This is a genomic window from Neoroseomonas marina (genome assembly GCF_012927745.1).
In the GTDB taxonomy this organism is placed as follows: domain Bacteria; phylum Pseudomonadota; class Alphaproteobacteria; order Acetobacterales; family Acetobacteraceae; genus Neoroseomonas; species Neoroseomonas marina.
This window is the reverse complement of record NZ_JABBKX010000009.1, coordinates 155,406-177,253: the sequence shown is the minus strand read 5'-3', so window position 1 is coordinate 177,253 and position 21,848 is coordinate 155,406. Positions and strand designations below refer to the sequence as shown.

19 protein-coding genes are annotated in these 21,848 nt (G+C 69.5%); 13 read left to right on the top strand and 6 right to left on the bottom strand.

The annotated features are described in order from the left end of the window. The first annotated feature begins 1 nt into the window (after position 1). A complete protein-coding gene (locus GWK16_RS21200) occupies positions 2-757 on the top strand; it encodes an HIRAN domain-containing protein (protein ID WP_170055969.1) in 756 nt (251 codons plus the stop codon). 207 nt (positions 758-964) lie between these two features. Here the strand turns inward: GWK16_RS21200 and GWK16_RS21195 are convergent, their stop codons facing one another. Next, positions 965-1,399 (bottom strand): SOS response-associated peptidase family protein, encoded by a 435-nt coding sequence (locus GWK16_RS21195; protein WP_170055968.1) that lies wholly within the window; start codon positions 1,397-1,399, stop codon positions 965-967. Positions 1,400-1,535: 136 nt separating this feature from the next. Here GWK16_RS21195 and GWK16_RS21190 point away from each other — a divergent pair, with 136 nt between their 5' ends. From GWK16_RS21190 to GWK16_RS21165, 6 genes are all read left to right on the top strand, one after another. Then, positions 1,536-2,189, top strand: a complete 654-nt coding sequence (locus GWK16_RS21190; protein ID WP_170055967.1) for a hypothetical protein — start codon at positions 1,536-1,538, stop codon at positions 2,187-2,189. A gap of 628 nt (positions 2,190-2,817) precedes the next feature. Next, positions 2,818-5,082, top strand: coding sequence for a type VI secretion system tip protein TssI/VgrG (locus tag GWK16_RS21185; RefSeq protein WP_170055966.1), 2,265 nt, complete (start codon positions 2,818-2,820; stop codon positions 5,080-5,082). A 118-nt stretch (positions 5,083-5,200) separates the two neighbouring features. Beyond that, entirely contained in the window at positions 5,201-7,807 is a 2,607-nt protein-coding gene (locus GWK16_RS21180; RefSeq protein ID WP_170055965.1) for a DUF2169 family type VI secretion system accessory protein, read from the top strand. Positions 7,808-7,830: 23 nt separating this feature from the next. Further along, a complete protein-coding gene (locus GWK16_RS21175) occupies positions 7,831-8,865 on the top strand; it encodes a pentapeptide repeat-containing protein (RefSeq protein ID WP_170055964.1) in 1,035 nt (344 codons plus the stop codon). A gap of 27 nt (positions 8,866-8,892) precedes the next feature. After that, positions 8,893-9,480 (top strand): DUF3540 domain-containing protein, encoded by a 588-nt coding sequence (locus tag GWK16_RS21170; RefSeq protein WP_170055963.1) that lies wholly within the window; start codon positions 8,893-8,895, stop codon positions 9,478-9,480. Positions 9,481-9,490: 10 nt separating this feature from the next. After that, positions 9,491-9,886, top strand: a complete 396-nt coding sequence (locus GWK16_RS21165; protein ID WP_170055962.1) for a DUF4150 domain-containing protein — start codon at positions 9,491-9,493, stop codon at positions 9,884-9,886. Between the two features lie 21 nt (positions 9,887-9,907). Here GWK16_RS21165 and GWK16_RS21160 read toward each other — a convergent pair whose 3' ends face one another. Beyond that, a complete protein-coding gene (locus tag GWK16_RS21160; protein ID WP_170055961.1) occupies positions 9,908-11,188 on the bottom strand; it encodes a solute carrier family 23 protein in 1,281 nt (426 codons plus the stop codon). Positions 11,189-11,391: 203 nt separating this feature from the next. Between GWK16_RS21160 and GWK16_RS21155 the strand changes: the two genes are divergently transcribed. Genes GWK16_RS21155 through GWK16_RS21135 form a run of 5 tightly spaced genes read left to right on the top strand, consistent with a single transcriptional unit; the run spans position 11,392 to position 17,521 of the window. Next, entirely contained in the window at positions 11,392-12,384 is a 993-nt protein-coding gene (locus GWK16_RS21155) for an ABC transporter permease (RefSeq protein WP_170055960.1), read from the top strand. Next, entirely contained in the window at positions 12,381-13,484 is a 1,104-nt protein-coding gene (locus GWK16_RS21150) for an ABC transporter permease (protein WP_170055959.1), read from the top strand. The genes GWK16_RS21155 and GWK16_RS21150 overlap by 4 nt, the downstream gene beginning before the upstream one ends. Next, a complete protein-coding gene (locus GWK16_RS21145) occupies positions 13,477-14,475 on the top strand; it encodes an ABC transporter ATP-binding protein (protein ID WP_170055958.1) in 999 nt (332 codons plus the stop codon). The genes GWK16_RS21150 and GWK16_RS21145 overlap by 8 nt, the downstream gene beginning before the upstream one ends. Beyond that, complete coding sequence (locus GWK16_RS21140; RefSeq protein ID WP_170055957.1) at positions 14,472-15,470, top strand: ABC transporter ATP-binding protein; 999 nt, start codon at positions 14,472-14,474, stop codon at positions 15,468-15,470. The genes GWK16_RS21145 and GWK16_RS21140 overlap by 4 nt, the downstream gene beginning before the upstream one ends. Positions 15,471-15,490: 20 nt before the next feature. Further along, positions 15,491-17,521, top strand: coding sequence for an ABC transporter substrate-binding protein (locus tag GWK16_RS21135; RefSeq protein ID WP_170055956.1), 2,031 nt, complete (start codon positions 15,491-15,493; stop codon positions 17,519-17,521). Positions 17,522-17,542: 21 nt separating this feature from the next. Here GWK16_RS21135 and GWK16_RS21130 read toward each other — a convergent pair whose 3' ends face one another. From GWK16_RS21130 to queA, 4 genes are read right to left on the bottom strand one after another with little or no spacing between them, the layout of a single operon-like run. After that, positions 17,543-18,046, bottom strand: coding sequence for an SH3 domain-containing protein (locus tag GWK16_RS21130; RefSeq protein WP_170055955.1), 504 nt, complete (start codon positions 18,044-18,046; stop codon positions 17,543-17,545). Between the two features lie 51 nt (positions 18,047-18,097). Then, positions 18,098-18,571, bottom strand: coding sequence for a preQ(1) synthase (gene queF, locus GWK16_RS21125; protein WP_170055954.1), 474 nt, complete (start codon positions 18,569-18,571; stop codon positions 18,098-18,100). Next, a complete protein-coding gene (tgt, locus tag GWK16_RS21120) occupies positions 18,568-19,695 on the bottom strand; it encodes a tRNA guanosine(34) transglycosylase Tgt (protein WP_170055953.1) in 1,128 nt (375 codons plus the stop codon). The genes queF and tgt overlap by 4 nt, the downstream gene beginning before the upstream one ends. Beyond that, positions 19,692-20,753 (bottom strand): tRNA preQ1(34) S-adenosylmethionine ribosyltransferase-isomerase QueA, encoded by a 1,062-nt coding sequence (gene queA / locus GWK16_RS25390; protein ID WP_170055952.1) that lies wholly within the window; start codon positions 20,751-20,753, stop codon positions 19,692-19,694. The genes tgt and queA overlap by 4 nt, the downstream gene beginning before the upstream one ends. An 81-nt stretch (positions 20,754-20,834) precedes the next feature. Here queA and GWK16_RS25385 point away from each other — a divergent pair, with 81 nt between their 5' ends. Continuing rightward, a complete protein-coding gene (locus tag GWK16_RS25385) occupies positions 20,835-21,845 on the top strand; it encodes a hypothetical protein (protein WP_170055951.1) in 1,011 nt (336 codons plus the stop codon). Positions 21,846-21,848: the final 3 nt, after the last annotated feature.

The following is a 21,848-nucleotide window of genomic DNA, read 5'->3' as shown; positions in this document are numbered from 1 at the left end:
GATGCGGGTCCATGTCCTTGTCGAGCCGCAGCGCCTTATCCTGACTTGGCGTGCGCCGCCGCACGTGAAGGATCGACTCCGCTGGGCCGTCGGAGAACTCCGCCGAGATGGTGGTGGCGTGACTTTTCGCTATCTTGCCCGGGAGGAGTTCGGGGCGGCCAATGAAGGCCGCTCCTTCGATGACCTGCTTCGTGCCGGATTTCTGGGCTATCCAGCGTTCAAATGGATACCCGGCCACAGCGCGATCTACGACAGAGGCGTGCTTGAGACCTTCCTTCGCAGGTTGCCGCCACCGAGCCGCGTTGACTTCGATCGATTTATCGAGCGGTTCTACATAGAACCCGGTACGCGGCTGTCTCCGCTCACATTGCTTGGAGTGACTGGCGCGCAATTGCCCAGCGACGGGTTTGCATTCGTCGATCCATTGGACTCACGGGTCCAGCAGCAAGATCTGATCCTCGAAGTGGCCGGCGCTCGGTACCAACCCGATGCGCTAGCTGGAGTTCAACCAGGTGCCAGAGTTCAACTGCATGCTGAACCCTGGAACACGTATGATTCTTCCGCGGTGCGGGTCGAGGTGATGGGAAGGAAGGTAGGCTATGTGAGCCGCTTCCAGTCCGCGACCATCTCGCGATGGTTGATCGATCGGCACATCGAGTGCTCGGTGGCGCGCCGCAACGGCACTCCTGACGAGCCGCGATTGCTACTCCTGTTGCATGTCCGCGCTAGGGCAGCGGCTCTTTACGGCTGGGCCTAAGGGCGAGCCACGACCCCTTGCGCAGCCCCGCCCTGGGAACGCATTACCACGACGACTGCATCGATAACGCCGCGGTCCTGCTCTAAAGGCAGCCGCGGCGAGGCGCTTCAGCGATCTCTGTAGCGGGCTTGGAACGGCTGGATAGAACTCCGAGGAGCAGCCCCCCCGGCCTCTACTTCCGGAACGGGGACCAGTCGCCACCAGCCCTCACCCTTCGTCCCTCTTCTCCCCCCTCGCCACAATCGCCAGCGATCCATCCGCCAGCGGCCGCTGCACATCCTTCGCCACGGCCCACGGCGCTGCGAGCCAGGCCTCGCGCTCGCCCTCCTCGGTAAGGATCACCGGCATCGCCTTCGGGTGTATCGCGCGGACCTCGGCGTTGGGCTCGCACGTCAGGAAGGCGAACAGGTCTGCCGCGACCTCGCCCTCCTTCACCTTCCGCACGGACGTCCATTGAGGCACCCAGATCCCGGCGAAGAACGCGAGCGGTCGATCCTCGGCCAGCGCGAACCGCGCTGGCGGCTTCTTCCCGTCCGGCTGGGGCTCGGGCTCTGAGAACGACGTGAAGGGCACGAGGCAGCGGTGCTCTACGCCGAGCCACCGGCGCCAGTGCGGCGAAGCAGTGTTTCGCACGTTCGTCACGCCCGGGTCCCTCTGCGGGTCCTTGCCGGAACGGCGGTCGGCGCTTGAGGGGCGCGCTCAGCCTAGCCATGCTGCGACCATGCCGGTTCCCGCGTCCCCAGCCCCATCCGTAGGCTCAGCCTCGGGCGCGGAGCCCGTGCCGCTCTACCTAGGACGCAAGAGGTTAGTCCTCGCGGTCATTCTGCTCGCGCTAAGCGCCGCCCTCTCGGGCTTCACTGCGGGTCTGCTGCTGATTGGACTTTTCGGCAACGCGCATTCGTTGTCGGTCGGCGCCGCAGTGGCGGCTTTCGTGGCCGGTGCGGGGTGTATTGCATGGTTCGTCTTGTCTCTGGCCTACGTCGTATCACTGGTTGCGTATGCACTGGCGGCGCGATGGCACGGGGCGACGTCAAGCGGGCTGTTCTTTGTCGATGAACAGCAGGGCACCGTCGCCGACTTTCTGGGACGAAGCTGGTCGGCACGTGTGCACCGACCGGCCCAACTCAGGTGGGGAGAGCGCATAAGTGGTAGCCGCGCTTTCCTCTTCTTCGATTACGCAAAAAGTGCGGAGTTCAACGAGCGCAGGCATGCCCGAGACGTTCGTGTGTTCCTCTGGGCCGAAAGGGTGCTTGCTCGCGTCATCCGAGCCACGCGCCTCGGCACCGCGGATGCATTTTTCGTCCCGGCACTGCTCATTAGAAATGCCGGCGTCATCAATCGCATCCACACATGGGCTCAGTGGGGAACGAAACAGGTCTCGTTGGGCAGCGGGCCTCGAATGGCGCGGTCCGGCGGTGATCCGCAAGCGTGATACAAACTGCCTCCTAGACGGTGCCAAAACCTTAGGAAATCCCTAGGTCTCCGCCCATCCCGTAGGGGACGCCAGTCGGCGCGTGGTGGCCGGACGGCCAGAAGATCGCGACAACCAGGAATTGGCGCCATTCGGTCGTGCAAGGTGCTCGACCGGTTGGCCGCCTCGCCCCTCCCGGCTCAGCTCGCAGCGGCGTCCTCAGCGTGCAGCGACGGACCACCCCGGCCGCAACGTCGTGCCCGGCCCGGCGCCGTGCGCGCCTGACAGTCAGACCGCTCCCTGTCTTGTGTGCCGGATCGCGACCGCGGGCTGATCGGTCAGCTATCCTGCACCGTTGAGTTTCCGGCACGATCGCGCCAGCCTGCGGAACGTGCCGGATTCGTCACGTCAGGGAGACAGCGGCTGATGGACGACCTCGCGAACCGGATCACCAGCCGGATCCTCCCTGCGGAGGCAGCGGTGATCGGCGCCTCCATCTTGCGCCTGAGGTCGCTTGGTCCCGGGGGCGAACCCACGGCCGCATCCGGTGCGGCGGCCGGCTGGCCGACCGCTTCCCGCGATGCATCGGCGGGACGGCCCCCAGCCGCCTGACGGACCTGCCGACGCAACAAGCCGAGGACACGACACGGTGCCGAACTACGACCAGTCGAACTGCCTTCTCGCGATGCACACGACGCTGGCCGGATGGCCGGTGGTCCTCACCGAACTCGACGGCGAGGACAGGCTTTCGGCGCCGTTCGTCTATCGCATCCGCTTCGCGACCGAAGCGCCGGTCGCCGCGGTGAAGGCCCTGATCGGCACAGAGGTAACGCTGTTCTTCGGCCACCCCGAGACGGACGCGCCGGACCGGCTGCGCCGGCGCCCACTCAACGGCCATTTCCGGCGTATCGCGCGCATCGGTCGCGTCGGCCGGGACGGAGCGATCCTCGAGTGGGAGGCCGAGGTGGTGCCGCGGCTGTGGTTCCTGTCACAGACCTCCGACTTCCGGATCTTCCACGACCAGACCATCCCGCAGATCGTCGCGACCATCCTCGACGAGCACGGCATTCCCTATGCCGATCGCATCGTCGTGCCGGAGGCGTACGGCACGCTCGAATACTGCGTGCAGTACGACGAGACCGCGCTCGACTTCGTCTCCCGGCTGCTCGAGCACGCCGGCGTCTTCTACTGGCACGAGCACACCGACACCGGCCATACGCTGTGCTTCACCGACAACAACAACAATGTGCGCATCCCGCATCCGGCCTTCGACACGCTGGTCGTGGGCGACGGCGTGACCGACCGCTTCGCCGAGGCCTACAGCTTCCGCACCGGCACCTGGACCGTGCGCGACCACAATCTCACGCGACCGCAGCGGGCCTGGGACAAGACCGAGTCCTTCGCCGGCATCGCGAGTGCCGATGCGTCGGTGGTGAGCCAGTTCACGCGGCTCGAACGCTATCGCTTTCCCGGCAACTACATGGCGCGGCTGCGCAGCCATGCGGATGGTTCGGCCGAGGGGCAGGTCGGCCAGCACCACGCGGACCTGATGGCCACGCGGCTCATCGAGATCGAGGAATCGCATTGGGAACGCTGGCAAGGCGCGAGCCGGGCGGCGGGCCTCGACCCGGGCACCAAGGTGAAGATCCAACCCGATGGCGAGACCGGCGCCGCCGACTACCTGGTGATCGGCATCCGCCATCGCGCGCGCGACTACTCGTGCTGGACGGAGGAGGAATGGGCGCTGCACCAGCCTGATGGCAGCCCGCCGCCGCCCCCCTTCTGCGCCAACGACTTCGACAGCGTGCCACACGGCGTACCCTTCCGCCCCGATCGCGGAACGCCCAAGCCGAAGGTGGCGGGCCCGCAGACGGCCCTGGTGGTCGGCGCGGCGGGGCAGGAGATCAACACCGACGAATACGGCCGGGTCCAGGTGCAGTTCCTCTGGGACCGCGGCCCCCCGGGCCCGCCGGCCGCCAACACCGCGGTCTGGATCCGCGTCTCGCAGGGCTGGGCCGGCGCCGGTTGGGGGCAGATCCATGTGCCGCGCGTCGGGCAGGAGGTGATCGTCGATTTCCTCAACGGCGATCCCGACCGTCCCGTCATCACCGGCCGCGTCTATGACACGGACCTGTCCGTCCCCTACGCGCTGCCGGCCAACGCCACGCAATCCGGCATCCGCACCCGATCGACGCCAGGCGGCACCGCCGCGAACTACAATGAACTGCGTTTCGACGACGCGATCGGCGCCGAGCAGGTGCTGCTCCATGCCGAGCGCGACTACGTGGTGGAGGTGGAGAACAACGAGACCCGCACCGTGGGCATCGGCGGGGGCGCGGGCAACCGCTCGGCCGCCATCAAGAACGACGAGACGATGACCATCGGCGGCAACCGCAGCGTCGCCATCACGGGCAATGCGACCGACACCATCGGCGGCAGCGAGAAACGCACGGTCACCGGCAACGTGACCGAGACCGTGAGCGGGAACGTCACGCTCAACGTCGGCCAGAATGTCAGCGTGACGTCCGGCCCCGACATCAACCTGACCGCGACCGACACCGTCAACATCACGGCGCCGACCGTCAACATCAACGCCGATCACCACAACCGATGGGTCAAGAAGTACGACTGGCAGATGGGGACGGGTGCAGGCAGCCTTTATGTCACGACCAACTACCAGGCCGCGCTGACCACCAACGTCTACCTTGCATCGTTCAACATGACCTTCCGCAGCGTCAACGTGAACGCCTGGACCAACAACATCGGCGAGTTCGAGGCCACGACCAAGGCCATGGTGCTCGACACCGCGGCGACCGTGGCGCGGAACGTCGGCACCTGCATCGCGAACATGGGGGTGGCGCTCGGTCAGGCGGGATTGGCGATGAACGCCAATGGGCTCACCATCTACCGATGAGCAGCGCCGGTCGATCCGCGAAGCCGGCCGGCATCGTCGCGCCGCCTCGGCGGGTTGCGATGATCGTGCCCGCGCCAGGCCAGGATTGCGCGCGGCGCCCCGCCCGGGACGGCGCCGCATGAGGGTCGAGAAGCCCCTCGCGCTCGGCCTCATGACGCGGCCGTCGGAGTTCCGCCGGCGCCACTCGCTCGGCGTCGCCGCGCTCAGCTTCTGCCCGATGGGCGAGGAGGCGGGGCTGCTCGGCGAGGTCGCCATGTGGAAGTTCCTGCCAGAGGTCCTGCCCGCCGCGCAGCCGATCGACATGGCGCTGCCGAAGCCTGCCGCCGAGTTCCTGGTGACCGGCAGCGCCTTCGCCCCGCAGGGGCGGCCCGTCCGCGCGCTCACCGTCAGCGTGCGCCTCGGCGCCGTGACGAAGCGCGTGGGCGTGGTGGGCGACCACCACATCGAGGACGGGCTGCCGACCGAGCCTGCGCCCTTCACCGAGATGCCGCTGGGCTGGGAGCGGGCCTATGGCGGGCCGTCCTGCGCCGAGAATCCGCTCGGGCGCGGCATCGCCGAGGTGCCGTTGCCCGGCATCGGCTTCCGCGTCGCGCTGCCCAATATCGTGCTGCCCGCCGGCAGCGCGGCGCGCGGCGCGCCGCATCCGGTGAACCTGGGGGCCATGGACATCGCCTGGCCCCAGCGGACGCGCCTTGCCGGCACGCACGACCAGCGCTGGCTCGAGGAGGATTTCCCCGGCTTCGCGCGCGACGTCGACCACCGCATCGCCATGGCCGCGCAGCCCGACCAGCGCTTCGCGGGATACCTGGCGGGCGACGAGGATTACGCCATCACCCACATGCATCCGGAGGAACCGGAGATCACCGGCCGCCTGCCGGGGCTGCTGCCGCGCATCCTGGTGCAGCGCCGCGGCGCCACTGCCTTCGAGGACGTGCCGCTGCACCTGACGACCGTGTGGTTCTTTCCTGCCTGGAAGCGCCTGGTGATGGTGCATCACGGCAGCGTCCCCATCGCGGAGGAGGATGGGCGCGACATCACCGCCCTGCTGATGGGCGCCGACCGGCTTGGCGAGCCGCGCAGCGTGGCGGCCTTCGAGGCGGTCTACGCCGCGCGGCGCGACCCCGAGAAGGGCATGATCGCCGCACTGGATGAAGCTGCGCTGGTGCCTGCGGCGTTCCTGCGCCCCGACCCGGTGCTCCAGGAGATGCGCCGCCGGCTCGCCGAGGAGGGGGTGGCGCAGCGCCGCGCCCGCGCCCGCGCAGATCGCGAGCATGAACGCCACCGCGCGCGGCTGATCGAGCGCGGCATCGACCCTGACTCCCATGGCCTGGGGCAGCCGCCGCCGCGCGATCCGCCTCCGGCGCTGGAGGATATTCCGGCCGCCATCGCTGCCAGGACGAAGGAGGCGGAGGAGCGCCGCATCGAAGCCGAGGCGGTTCTCGCGCGCGAAAGGCAGGCCGCCGCGGCCCGCTTCGCTGCCGCGGGCGGCACGCCGCCGGATTTTGCGGCGCGGCCCTCCGGCCCGCCGCGCCTGGACATGGAGGACCCGCGCGCGCGGCTTGATGCGCGGATCGCCGGATTGGAGGCGCAGGGTCTGCCGACCGAGCAGGAACGCCGCCTGCGTGACGACCCGCAATTCGCGCAACTGGCCGCAGACCGCGAGGGCATCGCCCGGCGGAGCTACCTGACCGGCGCCGATATGCAAGGTCCGGCGCCACGCCTGGACGCGACGGCCAACGCCGCGCTGCGCGCACGGCTGCAGGACGGTACCCGCAACGGCGCGCGGCTCGATCTGTGCGGCGCCGACCTGACGGGCATGGACTTGGCCGGCTTCGACCTGACGGAAGCATGGCTGGACGGCGCGGATCTTGGCGGCGCGGACCTCACGGGGGCCGTGCTCGACCAGGCTGTGCTCGCGCATGCGCGGCTCGATGGCGCGAAGCTGGTGGAGGCTTCGCTGGAAGGGGCCAATCTCGGTCGCGCGCGCTTCGAGGGCGCGGACCTCTCGCGCGCCAACCTGCGTGATGCGGTACTGCGCAACGCGGATCTGCGCCGCGCCACGCTGCGCGACGCGGAACTGGAAGGCGCCGGCCTGACCGACGCGCTTTTCGAAGGCGCCGATATCGGTGGGGCGCACCTGCCAGGCCTGTTTGTGAACGAGGGATCGCTGGCGGGACTGCGTGCCGCCGGCGCGCAACTCGACGGCGCCGTGTTCATCCGCGCGGGGCTCGACGGCGCCGATTTCAGCGGTGCGGCACTGACCGGCGCGGCCTTCATCGGCGTTGCCGGCGACGGCGTCAGCTTCGATGGTGCGCGGCTCGGCCAGGCGATGTTCGTGCAGGACTGCGTGCTGCGCGGCGCGTCCTTCGCGCGGGCGCAGTGCGGTGGCGCGAACTTCCGCGGTACCACGCTCGACGGCGCAGTGTTCGACGGCGCGACGCTGGATGCTGCCGACCTGTCGGATTGCAGCCTGCACGGCGCTTCCTTCGACCTGGTCCGCGCGCGCGGGGCGCGTTTCACCGCGGCAGATCTGCACGGCGCGCAGGTGACCCGAGCCGACCTGGCGCAGGCGAGCCTGGCGCGCGCCGACGTCCGCGCCGCGAACCTCAGCGACACCAGCCTGTACGAGGCCGACATCGCGCGCATCCATGCCGATGAAGCGACGCGCATCGACCGCGTCCAGCGCACGCGGACGCGTATCCATCCGCGCCGGGAGCCGACATGAGCCGTGCCGAGATCGAGGCGCTGGTGCGCGACGGCGAGGTCATCGGCGCCGATCGGGCCTTGTCAGGCGTCGACCTGTCCGGTGCCGACCTGTCGGGCGCCATCTTCGACGGCGCCGGGTTGGCCGGCTGCGATCTCAGCGGGGCCGATCTGCGCGAGGCGATGCTGCACGGCGTGCGCCTGGACGGTGCCAAGCTTGCCGGCGCCACCCTGGCGAAGGCGAGCTTCCATGATTGCGCCATGTCGCGGGCCGATCTCTCGGGCGCGGATTGCACCGGCTGGAATGTCACCGGCAGCGGGCTGCGCGGCGCCTCCTTCGCGAATGCCCGACTGGCCGACGCCAACATCGTGAAATGCAGGCTGACGCGCGCCATCTTCGCCGGCGCGTCGTTGGCGCGGGCCAATGTCGTGCAATGCCGCACCGATGGCATCGACCTGACTGGCACGGATTGCGAGGAGCTGGCACTGGTCGAGGCGGACCTCACGACGGCGCTGCTCGACGGGGTGCGGTTCCTGCGCACGAACTTCGTCAAGGTGGTCTTCGCGGGCCGGAACCTGCGCGGCCTCGTCGCGCCGGTGTGTCACTTCAACGAGTGCGACATGACCGGCTGCGACCTCTCGGGCGCGGATCTGACGCAGGGTGGCCTCGCGAAGGTCAAGGCGGCCGGCGCCGTATTCGAGGGCGCGCGGATGGTACGCGCCGTACTGCTGGATGCCGTGCTGGCCAAGGCCGTGCTCCGCGGCGCCGACCTCGCCAATGCCATCCTGCAGGGCGCGGACCTGACCGAGGCCGATGCCACCGGCGCAGGGCTGGCACAGGCGGTGTGCGTTCGCATGACGGCGCCGCGGGCGCGGTTCGCCGACTGCGACATGACCTATGCCGATCTCAGTCATGCCGACCTGACCGACGCCGACCTGACGGGCGCGCGTCTCGCCCGCGCCAATCTGCACGCCGTCCGCGACCGCGGCGCACGCATTCCCGATCGTCGTCATGCCCTGCCGCCAGACCAGGACCGGCTCGAGGCCGAGCAATGGCAGCAGCGTTTCGCCGGCATATGACATGACCGCAGCACCGGAGACCCCGAGATGAACGCCATGACCGGCTTCGCGCCGCTCACCGAAAGCGCGCGCGTCGTGGCGCAGGCCGGCGCGGCCTTCACGATCTGGCGCCGCGGCCGCGAGGAGCCGGCGCTGCGGGCCTTCTCCTGCCTCGTGGACCCTGCTCCGGACGACCTGGTGTTGGTCGGCGATGCGGAGGGCGAGGCCTACATCCTCGCGGTGCTGGCGCGGCGCGGCGATGCCCCGATGCGCCTTGCCATGCCCGGCGGCGCGACCATTGCCGCCCCGGACGGGCGGCTCACGCTCGATGCCGGCACGCTGGACCTGCGTGCGGGGGCGACGGAGGTCACGACGCGCTCGCTCGATGTCACGGCCGGCCGGACCGCCGCCAGCCTCGGGCGCGTCGCGCTGCTGGCCGAGGCGATCGAGACCATCGCCCAGCGCATCGTCGGCCGCTTCCGTCGATCGCTCCGCATCGTCGAGGACAGCGAGCAGGTGCGCGCGCGCGACATCGACCAGCGCGCCAGCGGCCACCTGCACCTGCGCGGGGACGCCGTGACGCTGCAGGGCACCGCGCTGGTCAAGCTGCGCGCCGACCAGATCCACCTGGGCTGAGGACAGCGCGATGTTCGCCAATTGCCAGATGGGCGGGATGGACATGGCCTTCCCGGATGTCTGCCTCACGCCCGCGGTGCCGGCGCCGCTGCCGATCCCCTATCCCAACATCGCCGAGGGATCGACGGCGGTGCCGAGCCAGTTCACCACCATCATCGGCGTCGGGCCGATGCACACCATGGCCACCGTCACGCCCATGACCAATGGCGACAATGCCGGGGTGGCGACGGGCGTCGCATCGGGCACGGTGATGGGTCCCTCGCGCCATCTCCTCGGTGCCTTCACCGTGCTGGTGGCGGGGTCGCCGGCGACGCGGCTGACCTCGATGTCGATGCAGAACAGCACGAACATGGTCGGCGCGCGCACCGTGCCGAGCCAAACCAAGGTGATGATCCTGGCGCCCTGACGGCGCGGGCGAGGGGGCTCTCTAGCGGGGCCTTGCCCGCCCGCGGAGCATCAGGTGCAGCAGGATGGCGCCGAAGGTCGCGGTCCCGATTCCGCCCAGGGCGAAACCGCCGAAGCGCAGCGTGAAGTCGCCGGTGCCCAGAACCAGCGCGATCGCCACCGTCATCAGGTTTGCGGGGTCGGCGAAGTCGACCTTGTTGTCGACCCAGATTCGCGCACCGGCGATGGTGATCAGCCCGAACACCACGATCGACACCCCGCCCATGACGGCGAGCGGGATCGCCTGGATCAGCGCCCCGAACTTCGGGGAGAAGCCCAGGACCACCGCCACCAGGGCCGCCACGACGAAGACCGCCGTCGAATAGACGCGGGTGGCGGCCATCACGCCGATATTCTCGGCATAGGTCGTCACGCCCGTGCCGCCCGAGGCGCCAGCGATCATCGTCGCGACGCCGTCGCCGACGAAGGCGCGCCCCATATGCGGGTCCATGTCCCGCCCGGTCATCGCCGCGACCGCCTTGAGGTGCCCGAGGTTCTCCGCCACCAGCACGATCGCGACGGGGGCGATCAGCAGGACGGCCTGGGCCGAGAAGGCGGGCGCCGCGAAGCCAGGCATCCCGAACCACGGCGCCGTGGCCACAGGCGTCAGATCGACCGGCGTGCCGAAGCCGAGCCCGTTCGTCAGCAGCGCATAGACCAGGGTCGCCAGGATGAGCCCGACCAGGATCAACAGCCGCTGGACCATGCCGCGCGTCTTCACCGCGACCAGCGCCAGCACCACGAAGGTCATGGCCTGCATCCAGGCGTCGAACGCGGTCGGCGCCATGTTCTTCACGGGAATGGCCGCGAGGTTCAGGCCGATCACCGCGACCACCGCCCCCGTCACGGCGGGCGGCATCAGGCGTTCGATCCAGCCGGTGCCGGCGGCCATGACCACCAGCCCGATCACCGCATAGAGCGCACCGCAGGCGATGATGCCGCCGAGCGCCACGCCGAGATTCGGATTCGCTCCGCCGCCCGAGAAGCCGGTCGCAGCCAGCACCACGGCGATGAAGGCGAAGGAAGATCCGAGGTAGCTCGGCACCTTGCCGCGCGTGATGACGAAGAAGAGCAGCGTGCCGACACCGCTCATCAGGATGGCGATATTCGCGTCGAAGCCCATCAGGCGCGGTGCGAGCACGGTGGCGCCGAACATCGCGACCACGTGCTGCAGTCCCATCGCGAAGGTCTGCGGCCAGGGCAGGCGCTCATCGGGCGCAACGGCCACGCCGTGCGTGAGCCTCCGTTCGGTCCAGTGCAGCATGACAGGCTCCCCTCTTCCGGCGGTGATTGCACGCGACAACGTCAGATGCGCAAGAGGCAGCTTCGCTTCCGGCAGTTAAGTCCTGTCACGTGCCTTGTCCGACAGTCGGGCCTGTTGTTTAGTTTCTCCGAACCGTCGGCATCGACCGGGACGGACGGAGGAAGCTAGGCCATGGTCTGCGCGCGCGCGGAACGGCGACGTTCATGCTGAGTTATCTGCTGCAGCGCCTCGGCCTTGCGGTCGTCACATGCATCTTCATCTCGGCCCTGACCTTCCTGATCATCCGGCTGCCGCCCGGCGACTTCGTCGATGCCTACATCGCCAACCTGACCGCGAGCGGGAGTTCCGTCTCGGCCGAGCAGGCAGCGGCGATGCGCATCGAATACGGCCTCGATCAACCGGTGATCGTGCAGTACGCGCGCTGGATGGGGCGCGTGCTGCAGGGCGACTTCGGTGTGTCGATGGTGTGGCGGCGGCCGGTCAACGAGGTGATCGGCGACCGGTTGTGGCTGACCATGGTCGTGTCGTTGGCGGCGCTGTTCCTCACCTGGGCGATCGCCCTGCCGATCGGCATCTATTCCGCGGTGCGGCAATACTCGATCGGGGACTACATCTTCACGACACTGGGCTTCATCGGGCTGGCGGTGCCGAACTTCCTGCTGGCGCTGATCCTGATGTATCTCGGCTTCCGCTACCTCGGTCTCAGCGTCGGCGGATTGTTCTCGCCGGAATACGTGCAGGCGCCCTGGACCTGGGCGCGTGTGTGGGACCTGATGAAGCACCTGCCGCTGCCTGCGGCGGTTCTGGCCCTGGCGGGAACCGCGCAGCTCATCCGCATCATGCGCGCCAACCTGCTCGATGAACTGCGCCGACCCTACGTCGTGACGGCGCGGGCGAAGGGCATCTCGGAACGGCGCGTGATCCTGAAGTATCCGGTGCGCGCAGCGCTCAACCCATTCGCGAGCTCCATCGCCTATCTGTTCCCCTACCTGGTGTCGGGCAGCATCGTGGTGTCGCTGGTGCTGGGGCTGCCGACCGTCGGGCCCTTGCTGCTGCAGGCGCTGGTGGCGCAGGACATGTTCCTGGCCGGCGCCATCGTGCTGTTGCTCGGCGTCATGACCGTGATCGGGACGCTGATCTCGGACCTCCTGCTGATGTGGATCGACCCCCGTATCCGGCTGGAGGGACGGGCATGAGCGCGACAGCGGCACAGGACCGCTGGGCGGAGGCGACGCAGCTTCGCCTTACCTGGTGGCGCTTCCGGCGGCATCGGCTGGCGGTGGTCAGTCTCGTCATCATCGCGCTGTTCTATCTGGTTGCCGCCTTCGCGGACTTTCTCGCGATCAACGATCCGCATGCGACGGATGCGCGGCGGTCCTTCATACCGCCGCAGACCATCCACCTGTTTGACGAGGATGGGTTCAACCCGCATGTCTATGGTCTGCGAGGCGTGCGGGACCGGCAGACCTTCCAGCTCACCTATACGCCCGACCCGAACCGCAAACTGCCCGTGCGGCTGTTCACCCGCGGCTACACCTACAATCTCCTCGGCCTGTTCGAGACGGACATCCACCTGATCGGAATCGAGGGCGGGCAGCGCACGGACGGCATCTTCCTCCTCGGGACGGATCAGCTCGGCCGCGACCTCTATTCCCGCATGATCGTCGCGACGCGCGTGTCGCTTTCGATCGGCCTGGCCGGCGTCGCCCTGAGCCTGCTGCTCGGCATCATCCTCGGCGGCGTCTCGGGCCTCTACGGCGGCTGGGTGGATACGCTGATCCAGCGGGTGATCGAGGTCCTGCGCTCGATCCCCACCATTCCCCTGTGGATGGGCCTGGCGGCCGCGCTGCCCAACACCTGGAGCACCACGCAGGTCTACTTCGCGATCACGGTGATCATCTCGCTGATCGGCTGGACCGACCTCGCGCGCGTGGTGCGCGGACGGTTCCTGTCGCTGCGGGAGGAGGATTTCGTCGTCGCCGCGGAACTGGCCGGCGCCAGCCAGGGGCGGATCATCTTCCGCCACATGCTGCCCTCCTTCGCCTCGCACATCATCGCGGCCGTCAGCCTGGCGCTGCCGGCGATGATCGTGAGCGAGACGGCGCTGTCCTTCCTGGGCCTCGGGCTGCGGCCGCCGGCGATCTCCTGGGGCATCCTGTTGCAGGACGCGCAGAACATTCAGGTTCTGGCCAATGCACCCTGGCTGCTCTCGGCGGCAGTGCCGGTGATCCTGGTGATCCTGGCCTTCAACTTCCTCGGCGACGGACTGCGTGACGCGGCGGATCCCTATGGTTGAACGTACATCCCTCGCGGTCCGCGACCTCGCGGTCCATTTCGAGATGGAACAGGGCACGGTGCGTGCCCTGGAAGGCGTCTCCTTCGATCTCCATGCCGGGCGCACGCTGGGCATCGTGGGGGAATCCGGCTGCGGGAAATCAGTCACCGCACGGTCGATCCTGCGCATCGTCGACCGGCCGGGGCGGATCGTCGGCGGTCAGGCCCTGCTCGATCCCGGGACGGCCGAGGAAGCGGACCTGATCGCGATGGACCCGGAGTCGCGCCGGATGCGCGGCATCCGCGGGGGCCGCATCGGCCTGATTTTCCAGGAACCGATGACGGCGCTGTCGGTGCACTACACGGTCGGCAACCAGATCATCGAGGCCGTGCGCGCCCATAATGACCTGTCGAAGGCCGCGGCGCGCGACCGGGCCATCGAACTGCTGCGCGAGGTTGGGATTCCCCGCCCGGAACTGCGCATCGACGCCTATCCCTTCCAGCTCAGCGGCGGGTTGCGCCAGCGTGTCGGAATCGCCATGGCGCTGGCGGGCGATCCGGACATCGTCATCGCAGACGAGCCCACCACCGCGCTCGACGTCACCACGCAGGCGCAGGTGCTCGACCTGCTGCGACGGCTTCAGCGGGAGAAGAACATCGCATTGATGCTCATCACCCACGACATGGGGGTGATCGCGGAGATGTGCGACGAGGTGGCGGTGATGTATCTCGGCCGGGTCGTCGAGTACGCGCCGGTCGCGGATCTCTTCACCACGTCACGGCATCCGTATACGCGGGCACTGCTGCGGGCGGTGCCATCGATCCTGGCCACGCCGCGCCAGCGCCTCGCGACCATTGGGGGAGCGGTGCCGCACCCCGGGGCGCGGCCATCCGGTTGCGCGTTCCATCCGCGCTGCAGCGATTTCATGCCGGGGCGTTGCGACGCCGCGTCGCCGGCGCCGCTGCGGCCCGGCGAGGCCGGCGCGTCCTGCTTCCTCGAGGCCCAGCCATGAACGTCCTCGAGGTCAGCGATCTCAAGAAGCACTACCCGATCCATGCCGGTCTGCTGCGGCGGGAGGTCGGGCGCGTCCGGGCCGTGGACGGTGTCTCCTTCCACATCGCGCAGGGGGAGACGCTCGCGCTGGTGGGCGAGAGCGGCTGCGGCAAGACGACCGTCTCGCGATGCATCCTGAGGGCGCTCGCGCCGACCTCGGGCAGCATCCGCTTCGATCCGGGGCAGGGCGAGACGGTCGATCTCGCCACCCTGCCGAAGCGCGCCCTCCGGCCGCTGCGGCGGCACCTGCAGATGATCTTCCAGGACCCCTATTCGTCGCTGAACCCGCGGATGATGGTGGGCGACATCATCGCTGAGCCGCTCAGGGTCAACGGCGTTCCGGCGGCCGAGCGCCATGCGCGGGTGCTCGAATTGCTGGACCTGGTGCAGATGCCGGCGGTGGCGCGCACCCGCTTCCCGCATGCGTTCTCGGGCGGGCAGCGCCAGCGCATCGGCATCGCCCGCGCGTTGGCGCTGAACCCGCGGCTGGTGGTGGCGGATGAGCCGGTCTCCGCGCTGGACGTCTCGGTGCAGGCGCAGATCATCAACCTGCTGCTCGACCTGCAGGACCGGTTGAAGCTGTCGATGCTGTTCGTCGCGCACGACCTGAGCGTGGTGCGCCACGTCAGCGACCGCGTCGCCGTGATGTATGTCGGGCGCATCGTCGAGGTGGCGCCGACCGACGCGCTGTATCGCACGCCCCGGCATCCCTACACCGAGACGCTGCTGGCCGCGGTGCCCGCGCCCGACCCGATGCGCCGCGGCCGGCAGATGAAGGCGAGCGGCGACGTCGCCGATCCTGCCAAGCCGCCACCTGGCTGCGCCTTCCATCCGCGGTGCCCCTATGCGCAGGACCGCTGCCGGGTGGAGCGCCCCGAACTGACCGAAGTGGCCCCGGGACGATGGGCCAGCTGCCACCGCGCGCAGGAGATCGAACTCGCCGGCGTGGCCTAGATGATCCAAGGGAGGACGACATGAAGCGACGCGAATTCGGTGCGGCCCTGATGGCGACGACGGGCCTCGCTTCCGCCGCCCTGGCGCAATCGGGGGGGCAGGTGCGGGAGTCCGGGCTGGTCGGCGAACTCGAAGGTCCCACGCTGATCGACGACCCGGCCCGCCGGCCGACCCGCTTCAGCGAAGCGCCGATGCTGGCCGAGCAGGTCCGTGCCGGGCGGCTGCCGCCGGTCGATCAGCGGCTGCCGCAGGACCTGATGGTGATCCAGCCGCTCCGCAGCGTCGGCCGCTATGGCGGCACCTGGCGCCGCGGCTTCATCGGCCCCGGCGACAGCGAGAACGGCAACCGCATCATGTCCGCGGACAAGCCGTTCTTCTTCGACAAGACCGGGACCGAGATCGCGCCCTGCCTGTGCCGGGGATACGAGCTGAGCGACGATGGTCGTCGCACCACCGTCCATCTGCGCCGCGGCATGCGGTGGTCGGACGGCACGCCCTTCACCGCCGATGACTGGGTGTTCTGGTTCGAGGACCTCTACCAGAACCGCGACCTGGTCCCGGCGCCGGCGCCCGAGATGGCGGTCAACGGCAAGCCCGGCCGTGTCGAGAAGGTGGACGCGCATACCGTCGCCTTCGTCTTCGAGGATCCGAACTACCTCTTTCCCTACCTGCTGGCCGGCGACACGCTGGTCGGCGGCGGGCAGACGCGACAGCAGTCGGACGGGCGCGCCTACAGCGTCTATGCTCCGAAGCACTACCTCAGCCAGTTCCTGCCCAAATACACGCCGATCGAGGAGCTCAACACCCAGGCCCGGGCAGCGGGCTTCACGACCTGGGTGCAGCTTTTCCGGGCGCGGTCGGACTGGCGGCTGAACCGTGACCTGCCGACGCTCGCGGCCTGGCGCATGACGCAGCCGATCACCGGCCAGCAATGGGTGCTGGAGCGCAATCCTTACTTCTACGCCGTCGATACCGAGGGCAATCAGCTGCCCTACATCGACCGCGTGCAACTCACCCTTGCCGAGAATCCGGAGGTCGTGAACCTGCGCGCCATCGCCGGGGACTACGATTACCAGGAGCGTTTCATCGACCTCGGCAAGCTGCCGATCCTGCTCGAGAATCGCCAGCGCAGCCGTTACCGGGTCCATCTCGATCCCGGCTTCAACGGCGGGGATTCCGTGCTGTTCCCGAATCTCACCTACACGGAGGATCGGGAGATCGGCGCCTTGCTCGCGGATGCGCGGTTTCGCCGGGCGCTGTCGCTCGGTATCGACCGTGAGCAGTTGAACGAGGCGTTCTGGCTCGGCCTGGGCACGCCGGGTTCGGTCATACCCGACCGCATCATTCCCGAAAGCCCGGGCGAGGAATGGCGGACCAAATGGTCCACCCATGACGCGCGCCAGGCGAACCAGTTGCTCGACACGGTCGGCCTGACGCGCAAGGACCGCGAAGGGTATCGCCTGCGGCGCGACAACGGCCAACGCCTGCGCATCGAGATCGCGGTGGCGCAGACGCTCTCCCCGACCTGGCCGCAACAGGCGGAGATGATCGTCCAGCACTGGCGCCAGATCGGCATCGCCGGCGACGTGAAGGTGATGGAGCGCAGCCTCGCGACCACGCGCGCGCTGAACGACCAGAACCAGATCCTGATGTGGACCAACAACGGGACGGAAAGCCTGTACCTCTATCCGCGCTATGCGCTTCCGGTGGATCCGACGGCCGGTGTCATGGGCAATGCCCATGCTCTCTGGTTCGCGTCCAACGGCGAGCGCGGCACCGCCCCGACCGAGCCGGAGATGCTGCGCGCCTTCCAACTGATGCGCGCCGCCGCCGGCCAGAAGCTCGCCGAGCGCACCCAGACCGCCAAGGAAATCTGGAAGCTCGCTGTCGAGCAGCAATGGGGCATCGGCCTCGTCGGCCTCTCCCCGGCCTTCATGGGCGTGCGGGTGGTGAATGAGCGGCTCGAGAACGTGCCCGCGCGCACCGGCGTGTCACAACATATCCGCACGCCCTGGGGCGGACATCCGGAGCAGTGGTACTTCAAGTCCTGATGGAAGATCCGGGCGCCCCGCTCAGGGGCGCTCGGCCGCAGGCGGCCGCTGCATCGTGGAGCGGTGCATCCATCCGAGGGGCGTGTCCTCCCCGACCTGATACCAGCCGTCGGGGCCGTCCTCGAAGACGTTCACGATCGTATTCGGCGCGATCGTCCGTACGACCGGGGCTTCGAGCGACGGCGCCTGCCGGACGTTGGTGCGGCGGTTGGCGCTCGTGACGGCCGTGCGCCGGCCCTCGGCGGAGGGCGCGGCGCGGCGCTGCCCGGGGGAAGGCGTCGCGGACCCTGGCGCATCTGCGGGTCGACCGCCGCGAGGACGTGTCTCGTCGGACCCCGTCCACCGATGGACGTCGCCCCACCAGTCGCCGGGATCTGCGCGCAATGGTGGGCCGCGCCCGGTATCCGGAGGTTGTTGCGCGGCGAGCGGCCCGGCGATGACGAGTGTCGCGGCGGTCAGTGCGAGGAGCGTGCGCCACCGCGGCGAGCACGACATGCGACGGAGCGTGTTGCTGCTTCGATTCATCGACCGCAACCTATCCCGCGGCGATGCCCTTCGCCATCGATGCGCCGAGGGTCACCCGCGCCCGCGATAGGGCTGGACGTCCTGGTTCGGAATCCATGTGCCAGCGGGTGGGTCGCCCGACTGCCAGAACACGTCGATCGGGATGCCCCCGCGCGGGTACCAGTAGCCGCCGATGCGCAGCCACACCGGATCGAGCAGTCCCACCAGCCGCTGCGCGATGTCGAGCGTGCAGGCCTCGTGGAACGCCCCGTGGTTGCGGAACGCGGCGAGGTACTGCTTCAGCGACTTGCTCTCGACGATCCAGTTCCGCGGCACGTAGTCGATGACGAGATGCGCGAAATCCGGCTGGCCGGTCAGCGGGCAGAGCGAGGTGAATTCCGGCGCGGTGAAGCGCACGCAGTAGCGCAGGTCCTTGTGCGGCGCGGGCACGCGCTCGAGCACCGCTTCCTCGGGGCTCGATGGCAGGCGCGTCGGTTGGCCGAGCTGCGTCAGGCCGCTGTATTCGTGGTCGGGGACGCCGCTCATGCCGCCTTCTCCTCTTCGCCTGCCTGCCAGCCGGCGGCGATCCGCGCGGCGGTCTCCTCGAAACGGCCTTCCAGGATGGCGGTCCGAAGTTCGGCCATCAGGTCCTGGTAGTACTGGATGTTGTGCCAGGTCAGCAGCATCGGCCCGAGCATCTCCCCCGCCTTGAACAGGTGATGCAGATAGGCGCGGGAATGGCGCCGGCAGGCCGGGCAGCCGCAATCGGGATCGAGCGGACTGTCGTCCTCGGCATGCCGGGCGTTGCGGATGTTGAGCACGCCGCGCCGCGTGTAGGCCCGCCCGGTCCGGCCCGATCGCGTCGGCATGACGCAGTCGAACATGTCGATCCCGCGCCGCACCGCGCCGACCAGGTCCGAGGGCGTGCCGACGCCCATCAGGTAGCGCGCCTTGTCGGTGGGCAGCAGCGGGACGGTGGTCTCGAGGACGGAGAACATCATCTCCTGCCCCTCGCCAACCGCGAGGCCGCCCACGGCGTAACCCTCGAAGCCGATGCGCGTCAGCGCGTCGACGCTCTCGGCGCGCAGGTCGGGATAGGTGCTGCCCTGGACGATGCCGAACAGCCCATGGCCGTCGCGTTCGACGAAGGCATCGCGGCAGCGCGCGGCCCAGCGCATCGACAGGCGCATGGAATCCGCCGCCTGCTTCTCGGTCGCGCGGAAGGGCGTGCATTCGTCGAGGCACATGGTCACGTCGGCGCCGAGCAGGCGCTGGATCTCGACGCTGCGTTCCGGCGTCAGCCTGTGCTTCGATCCGTCGATATGGCTTTGGAAGGTGACGCCCTGTTCGTCCATCTTCCGCAGGCCGGACAGCGACATGACCTGGAAGCCGCCGGAATCGGTCAGGATCGGCCCGTGCCAATCCATCATCCGGTGCAGCCCGCCGAGCCGCGCGACGCGCTCCGCCCCGGGCCGCAGCATCAGGTGGTAGGTGTTGCCGAGCACCATCCGCGCGCCCGTGCTGCGCACCGCATCGGCCGTCATGGCCTTCACCGTGCCGGCGGTGCCGACGGGCATGAAGACCGGCGTCGGAACCTCGCCATGGGCGGTGTGCAGCACGCCCGCGCGCGCCGCGCCGTCCGTCGCGGCCTTCGTCCAGTGCAGAGTCATGCCACACGCTCCAGAAGCGAGGCATCGCCATAGGAGTAGAAGCGATACCGCTGCGCCACGGCATGGGCATAGGCCGCCTTCATCCGCTCCGTGCCGGAGAAGGCGCAGACCAGCATGAACAGCGTGCTCTTCGGCAAATGGAAGTTGGTCATCAGCAGGTCGGCGGTCCGGAAGCGGTGGCCGGGCAACAGGAACAGGTCGGTCAGGTCGCGGAAGGGACGGACGGTGCCGTCCTCCCCCGCCGCGCTTTCCAGCAGGCGCAGCGCCGTGGTGCCGATCGCCACGATCCGCCCGCCGGCGGCGCGCGCGGCGTTGATCGTGGCGGCGGCCTCCTCCGTCACCTCGCCCCATTCGGCGTGCAGGCTGTGCGCCCGCGGGTCGTCGCTGCGCAGCGGCAGGAAGGTTCCGGCCCCGACATGCAGCGTGACGGTCGCCCGCGCCACGCCTCGTGCGGATATGGCGTCGAGGAGGGCCTCGGTGAAGTGCAGGCTGGCGGTGGGGGCCGCGACTGCGCCGGGGCGTTCGGCGAAGATGGGCTGGTAGTCGGCGGCGTCCTCGGCCGTTGGGCCTGCCGGGCGGGCGATGTAGGGGGGCAGGGGGATCTCCCCGGCCTTCTCGAGCGCCGCGGCCAGCAGCGCCTGGTCGGGCCCGAAATCGAGCAGCGCCGCCCCGCCTTCCGGTGCGCCGACGACCCGGGCGGTGCAGTCCTCGGCGCCCTCGACGACGATGGTGTCGCCGTCGCGAAGGCGGCGGGCGTTGCGGATCAGGGCGTGCCAGAGGCCGCCGCCCTCGGCGCGGTTGAGCATGACCTCGATCCGTGCGGCGCCGCGCCGGGCGTGCAGCCGGGCGGGAATGACCTTGGTGTCGTTGACCACCATGACGTCGCCGGGCCGCAACAGGCCGGGCAGGTCGCGCACCCCGGCATCGGCGATGCCGTCCTGGCGGACCACCAGCATGCGCGCAGCGTCGCGCGGCCGCGTGGGGGCCTGGGCGATCAGGTCCTCGGGCAGGTCGAAGTCGAAATCCGCGGTGCGGAGCGGGGGGGCGTCGGCGGGCACGGCGGGCGGGTAGCCCGGGGGCGCGCCAGGCGCAACCGGGCGGCGCTTCCCGCCCGGCCCCTGGGCGGCCAGTATGGCGGGATGCGTGCCTGGATCGCCGGCCTCGGCCTCGCCTTGCTGCTCGTCCTGCCGGCGCACGGGCAAGGCTTCGCCTTCGCCGTCTTCGGGGGGATGCCGTTCCGGGCGGAGGACGAGGCGCGGGTGCTGGCCCTCGCCGCCGCGATCAACCGGCAGGGGCCGGCCTTCACGATCTTTCTCGGCAACGGCAAGGCGTCGCGGGAGCCCTGCACCGAGGATTTGCTCGTCGCGCGTCCGCAACGAATCTTCGCGCGGTTCGATCGCGCGGTGGTTTCGATCCCCGGCGACAACGACTGGACCGACTGCGTCCCGCGCAGCCCGGCCGAGAGCGGTCCCGCCGATGCGCTCGGCCGGCTGCGGGAGGCGTTCTTCTCCGGCCCGACCTCCTTCGGCGGGCGCCCAATCCGCCTTGCCCGGCAGGGCGGCCTGCGCGGCCCGCATGTGGAGGAGACCGAGAACGCCCGCTGGATCCATGCCGGCGTGGTCTTCGTGACGCTGAACCTGCCCGCCGTGCCGCGGCCCGATGTGCCGGGCACGCGCCAGGTCCATCCCGAGGTTCTGCCGATCCTGCCGCGCCTCGCCGAGGCCGCCGCCGCCTGGATCGATGCAGGTTTCGAGGAGGCGCGGCGGCAGCGCGCCCGCGCCCTCGTCTTCGCCTTCACCGCCGACCTCTGGCATCCCTGCCACATGGTCGCGGCGACGGAGTGCCGTGCGCGCCCGCGCGACCAGGGCGGACAGGCCGGGACGCGTCTGGTGCGCGACCTGCCTTACGATGTCGGCGCCGTGCTGGACCGCCTCGCGGCGGGGGCGGCGGCGCTGCGACGTCCGGTGCTGCTGCTGCACGGGGATGGGCACCGGTATCTGGTGCAGCCATGGCCTTCCGACGGACGGGGCGGAACGATCCCCTATGCGACGCGGATGATGGTGCCCGGCGATGCCGATATCCGCGCTGTGCTGGTGGAGGCGCAGCCGGAGGCGCGGCTGCCCTGGCGAAGCTCGCTGGTCGCGCCCTAGGTA

Coding starts and splice junctions, on each gene's coding strand:
- GWK16_RS21160 (WP_170055961.1), bottom strand. CDS start 11,188: ATGCTGCACTGGACCGAACGGAGGCTCACGCACGGCGTGGCCGTTGCG.
- GWK16_RS21135 (WP_170055956.1), top strand. CDS start 15,491: ATGAAGCGACGCGAATTCGGTGCGGCCCTGATGGCGACGACGGGCCTC.
- GWK16_RS21130 (WP_170055955.1), bottom strand. CDS start 18,046: ATGAATCGAAGCAGCAACACGCTCCGTCGCATGTCGTGCTCGCCGCGG.
- GWK16_RS21180 (WP_170055965.1), top strand. CDS start 5,201: ATGAGGGTCGAGAAGCCCCTCGCGCTCGGCCTCATGACGCGGCCGTCG.
- GWK16_RS21155 (WP_170055960.1), top strand. CDS start 11,392: ATGCTGAGTTATCTGCTGCAGCGCCTCGGCCTTGCGGTCGTCACATGC.
- tgt (WP_170055953.1), bottom strand. CDS start 19,695: ATGACTCTGCACTGGACGAAGGCCGCGACGGACGGCGCGGCGCGCGCG.
- GWK16_RS21150 (WP_170055959.1), top strand. CDS start 12,381: ATGAGCGCGACAGCGGCACAGGACCGCTGGGCGGAGGCGACGCAGCTT.
- queF (WP_170055954.1), bottom strand. CDS start 18,571: ATGAGCGGCGTCCCCGACCACGAATACAGCGGCCTGACGCAGCTCGGC.
- GWK16_RS21200 (WP_170055969.1), top strand. CDS start 2: ATGCGGGTCCATGTCCTTGTCGAGCCGCAGCGCCTTATCCTGACTTGG.
- GWK16_RS21140 (WP_170055957.1), top strand. CDS start 14,472: ATGAACGTCCTCGAGGTCAGCGATCTCAAGAAGCACTACCCGATCCAT.
- GWK16_RS21165 (WP_170055962.1), top strand. CDS start 9,491: ATGTTCGCCAATTGCCAGATGGGCGGGATGGACATGGCCTTCCCGGAT.
- GWK16_RS21170 (WP_170055963.1), top strand. CDS start 8,893: ATGAACGCCATGACCGGCTTCGCGCCGCTCACCGAAAGCGCGCGCGTC.
- GWK16_RS25385 (WP_170055951.1), top strand. CDS start 20,835: ATGCGTGCCTGGATCGCCGGCCTCGGCCTCGCCTTGCTGCTCGTCCTG.
- GWK16_RS21145 (WP_170055958.1), top strand. CDS start 13,477: ATGGTTGAACGTACATCCCTCGCGGTCCGCGACCTCGCGGTCCATTTC.